The sequence below is a fragment of the Thermostichus sp. MS-CIW-23 genome, assembly GCF_054059455.1.
The window spans coordinates 1-4235 of record NZ_JBSSCC010000076.1; the positions used below are offsets into that span (position 1 = coordinate 1).

Sequence of the window (4235 nt, forward strand, 5' to 3'; positions counted from 1 at the left end):
CACCCGTGTCAGCCCGGATGGCCTGTGGATCGAACCGCACGGGCGGTCGGAAGCAGGAACCCGCCGAGACGACTGCGCAAGGAGCCATCCATGCGTAGCGTGGTAGGAATCTCCAGCCTTCAGGCCGGGGAGGATGTCAATTTCCCAGTTTCACCCTCCTCTCTGGCTCAGCTTGGAGCCAATGGCCTCATCGGCAAACCCTTCAACGCCGCCACCCTGGCTGCGGACATCTGTGCTCTGCTGGGCTGGGATCCCTGACTCAACCCTGAACCCGCCCCAAAGACCCCTGGGATCCCACCGATATCCGCCAAATCGCGTAGAAGAAACGTACAAATTGCCTACGCAAATCCTCGATGTTTCTCTGTACTTCCACTGATCTCGAGGCTATGATAGGGGCATGAACGTTAGAAATACGGAGGAAACACAGATGCAAGTCAGTGAAGATCTAACCCTGGACTACCGTACTTACCGCATAGCAGCCCTATTGAGCGAGAGCTTCTCTTTGGGAGCACTGCTGGGAGTATCCCTCAAGTGGCAGAACGATGTCTCCTCCGTGAATGAGCCGCGGCCCAGGGCTTCCCATCTTTCCCTGCAGGACATCGAGCAGCGCTACCTCACCTCTTGGCAAAGATAGTCTTCTCCCTTCAAAAACCATCTCTCAAACAGAACCAGCCATGAATACAAGTCTTGACTCTGTTACTCTGCCCTCCAGCATCCAAGAAATCGTGGAGCAGGTGTTCCGCAGCAGCTTCCTCAGCTTGGGCCAAGAGAACCGCATCAATGAGCTGCTCTTTCAGCGGCGCTACTCTGAGGCTGACCTGGAACTGTTGGACTGCCTAAGCTTGGCGTTGCTGAACCATCAAATTGAGACGGAAAAACGTTCTGCGGCAAAAGCTGCCTGACCCCCAAAACGCATCAAGTTCCTCCAAAGCAAAAGGGGATCCCAGCTGGATCCCCTTATTTGTCCAATCTGAGTCCAGTGACCTAGCTGATCTCCAAGGAAAACCCTGGAAGCGCCCCGGCAAGCATTCCAGAGTTCTTGCAGGATGTGGGGACTAGACCGCAACGGTCTTCTTCACCTGAGCCGCCAAAGCTCCAGAAGCATACTTGGCTGCCATCTCATCCAAGGTAACCACCGGAACTTTGGTGCCATGGCCAGCACAGCCGAAGGCAATGTAGCGCTCAGCACAGACTTTTTGCATTTCCTTGATGGAAGGCTTGAGGAAGTGGCGGGGGTCAAACTCTTTCGGATTCTCGGCCAGAGCGCGGCGCACGGCAGCTGTGATGGCCAGGCGGTTGTCGGTGTCGATGTTTACTTTGCGCACTCCATTTTGGATGCCCCGCTGAATTTCTTCCAGCGGCACACCGTAAGTCTCGGGAATGGAGCCGCCGTATTCGTTGATGATGTCGATCAGCTCCTTGGGCACCGAGGAGGAACCGTGCATCACCAGGTGCGTGTTGGGCAGGCGGCGGTGGATCTCAGCAATGCGCTCCATGTCGAGGATGTCACCAGTGGGCTTCCGGGAGAACTTGTAGGCGCCATGGCTGGTACCAATGGCTACGGCCAGCGCATCCACCTGAGTTCGCTCCACAAAGTCCACCGCTTGGTCGGGGTCGGTGAGGAGTTGGTCATGGCTGAGCGCCTCTTCCGCGCCGTGGCCATCTTCCGCTTCCCCACGGCCCGTTTCCAGGGATCCCAGGCAGCCCAGTTCCCCTTCCACACTCACCCCGATTGCATGAGCCACTTTCACCACCTCGGAGGTAACGGCCACGTTGTACTCGTAGCTGGCCGGGGTCTTGGCATCTTCCTTGAGGGATCCATCCATCATGACGCTGGTGAAGCCGTTGCGGATGGCGGAATAGCAGGTAGCCGGGCTATTGCCGTGGTCTTGGTGCATGGCGACGGGGATGTGGGGGTAGGTCTCCACTGCCGCCAGGATCAGGTGCCGCAGAAAGTTCTCGCCCGCATACTTGCGTGCCCCTCGAGAGGCTTGCAGGATAACGGGGCTGTTGGTTTCATGGGCTGCCTGCATGATTGCTTGGATCTGCTCCATGTTGTTGACGTTGAAGGCAGGAATGCCGTAGCCATGTTCGGCGGCATGATCCAGCAGCGTCCGCATTGCAACGAGAGCCATCGGTTACCTCCTGAGGTGCTGACCTAGTGCGTATGAGATTTGCTTACCGTTGATCTTAAGATACTTTTTACGTTTTGGCGGATAAGCCGCCGGGGATCTGCGCATCTTGCCGAGGGATCTTTGCAACCATTGGCCGCAATGCTCGCGCTCAGACGCAACAGGCGCACCGACATCTTCAGATACAGTGGGGAAGGGCAAGACTGTTGGGCGCTTGCATCGAGGATGGATCTGCCCATGCCCGCTCAATTTATCTCTTAGTCTCTCTAATTCTACTGTGGTGTTTTTGTGTTGTTTGCCCGGAGGAATGGGAACGTGCGTTGCAATCGCTGGCCGGTCTTGGGTGTAAAGCAAACAAGGGCTCTCTGGGGTAGTTGGGTGCAAGGAACCGGTTTGGCAATGGCCTGTTGGGCGACGGGCCTTCAGTTGGCAGCTTGGGGGATCCCTGGGCAATCTCCGGATCAGGTGGCGGCCTGGGTGAGGGACAATCCTGTGCTGCGGCCCCGTCCGGGCGAAACCCTGAACATCAACCGAGTGGGGCCGGATGGATCCCGTTTTACGTTCTTGGCTTCGGTGGCTCCGCCGGGACGGATCATCAACCCGCTGGATCGGGAGACGATTCGCTCGGAACGGATGACGTTCTTTCGCCCCCAAGGACTGACAGCAGAGGATCTCTTTCAAGCCATTCGCGATGTCTATGGGCCGGAGATCGCCGCCGATCTGGATCAGGCGGTGGAGGTGATTCGCTACCCGTCCCCAGAAGCTCTGGCAAGCAGTCCGGGCTATACCTTGGCCCTTGCCATCCAAGGGGTGGTGCTGCGGGGAAACCAATTCGTGTATTGGCTGGAGCTGACGCAAAACCCCGATGGCCGCGTGCAGCAGGGGCAGGTGTGGGTGTTCCAAGAGGAATGGCTACCCAAGGTGGAAGGGGAGTTGGCGGAACGTTTCCCCTTGCAGGTGATGACCCGTTGAGGGGCCCCCAATCTTTATCCCCGAGGAGAAGGGCGCTCAGGGGCGGAGGGAGTTGCTGACATCCAAAGCCGGCAATTCCACCCGTTCTACCTGGGGCCGAAAGCCCAACCAAGGAGTGGCCAACTGGGCAAATCGCTCTGGATCCCCGCTCACACAGAAACGGTGGGGTTCTCCCCAAGCAGCGGTCAAGGGGCGACGCAAGTCCCACAAACTCAATTCGCGGGCCAGGGATCCCACCAGCGCCATCCCTGGATCTACCCGTTTGACCGAGGACGGCAGCAAAGGCTTCAGGATTGGATCCAGCAGGGGGTAGTGAGTACAGCCATAGACAAGGGTATCGATCCCCTGTTGCAACAGCGGTTGCAGGTAGCGTTCAGCCGCCTGTCGCAGAGCAGGGCTATCCAGCCATCCGGCTTCAATGAGAGGGACGAACTCAGGGCAGGCCTGCTCCCAACAGTAAACGGGGTACGGAAAACGTTTGGGATCCAGAGCGCTGTACTCCTGAATGGCTTTTGAGTAAGCGCGACTCTTGACCGTGGCCACCGTGGCGAGCACCCCAATGCGGGATCCCTGGGCCAGTGCTGCCTGGGCGCCGGGTAGGATCAACCCCAGAACGGGCAGGGCAAACTCCTGCCGCACGTGGTCCAGAGCCAAGGCCGAGCTGGTATTGCAGGCCATCACCACCAGCTTCACCGGCTGTGCCTGCATCCATGTCAGAATTTGCCGCACAAAGGCCAGGATCTCCTCTGGCGAGCGTTCCCCATAGGGCAACCGCGCTGTGTCGCCGAAGTAGATGAGCCGTTCCTGGGGGAGTCGGCGGCGTAAGGCTCGCCAAACCGTCAGCCCGCCCAAGCCGCTGTCAAACACCCCAATTGGCCAACTGGGATCTGGCTCTGATTTCCACTCCCACTGCATGCTCCGTTCTCCTCAACACCTTGGCCTAAGCTGCTGTATCCTACCCTGCTTTCGAGAATCTCGGCGACAGATTCCCTGCCTTCCCTCTGAGATCAACTGGGCCAACTGGATCGTCAATTCGATCAGCTAGAAATCGCAGGAGCCCCGCACTGTACCCGTAGGGTCAGTGTCGGGAGGAATGCGGAAGTTACGATAGAACCATGACCCAAGTCCTGA

The 4235-nt window shown here is 58.2% G+C and carries 6 protein-coding genes; 4 read left to right on the forward strand and 2 right to left on the reverse strand.

Translation table 11 applies throughout. The annotated features are described in order from the left end of the window. The first annotated feature begins 90 nt into the window (after positions 1–90). The 3 genes from ACVW0B_RS14230 (at position 91) to ACVW0B_RS14240 (ending at position 902) form a co-directional block, all read left to right on the forward strand. The gene (locus tag ACVW0B_RS14230) at positions 91–258 is read left to right on the forward strand and encodes a hypothetical protein (RefSeq protein WP_457404261.1); all 168 of its coding nucleotides are present in this window, start codon (positions 91–93) and stop codon (positions 256–258) included. 169 nt (positions 259–427) lie between these two features. Further along, positions 428–634, forward strand: coding sequence for a hypothetical protein (locus ACVW0B_RS14235; protein WP_011432020.1), 207 nt, complete (start codon positions 428–430; stop codon positions 632–634). Positions 635–674: 40 nt separating this feature from the next. Beyond that, positions 675–902 (forward strand): hypothetical protein, encoded by a 228-nt coding sequence (locus tag ACVW0B_RS14240; protein ID WP_011432021.1) that lies wholly within the window; start codon positions 675–677, stop codon positions 900–902. A gap of 153 nt (positions 903–1055) precedes the next feature. On the opposite strand, the gene fba is transcribed toward ACVW0B_RS14240, so the two are convergent. Further along, a complete protein-coding gene (fba, locus tag ACVW0B_RS14245; RefSeq protein ID WP_011432022.1) occupies positions 1056–2135 on the reverse strand; it encodes a class II fructose-bisphosphate aldolase in 1080 nt (359 codons plus the stop codon). A 375-nt stretch (positions 2136–2510) separates the two neighbouring features. On the opposite strand from fba, the gene ACVW0B_RS14250 reads away from it, so the two are divergent. Next, the gene (locus tag ACVW0B_RS14250; protein ID WP_457491986.1) at positions 2511–3104 is read left to right on the forward strand and encodes a hypothetical protein; all 594 of its coding nucleotides are present in this window, start codon (positions 2511–2513) and stop codon (positions 3102–3104) included. 36 nt (positions 3105–3140) lie between these two features. Here ACVW0B_RS14250 and murI read toward each other — a convergent pair whose 3' ends face one another. Continuing rightward, a complete protein-coding gene (gene murI, locus ACVW0B_RS14255) occupies positions 3141–4019 on the reverse strand; it encodes a glutamate racemase (protein ID WP_457394974.1) in 879 nt (292 codons plus the stop codon). Between the last annotated feature and the right edge of the window lie 216 nt (positions 4020–4235).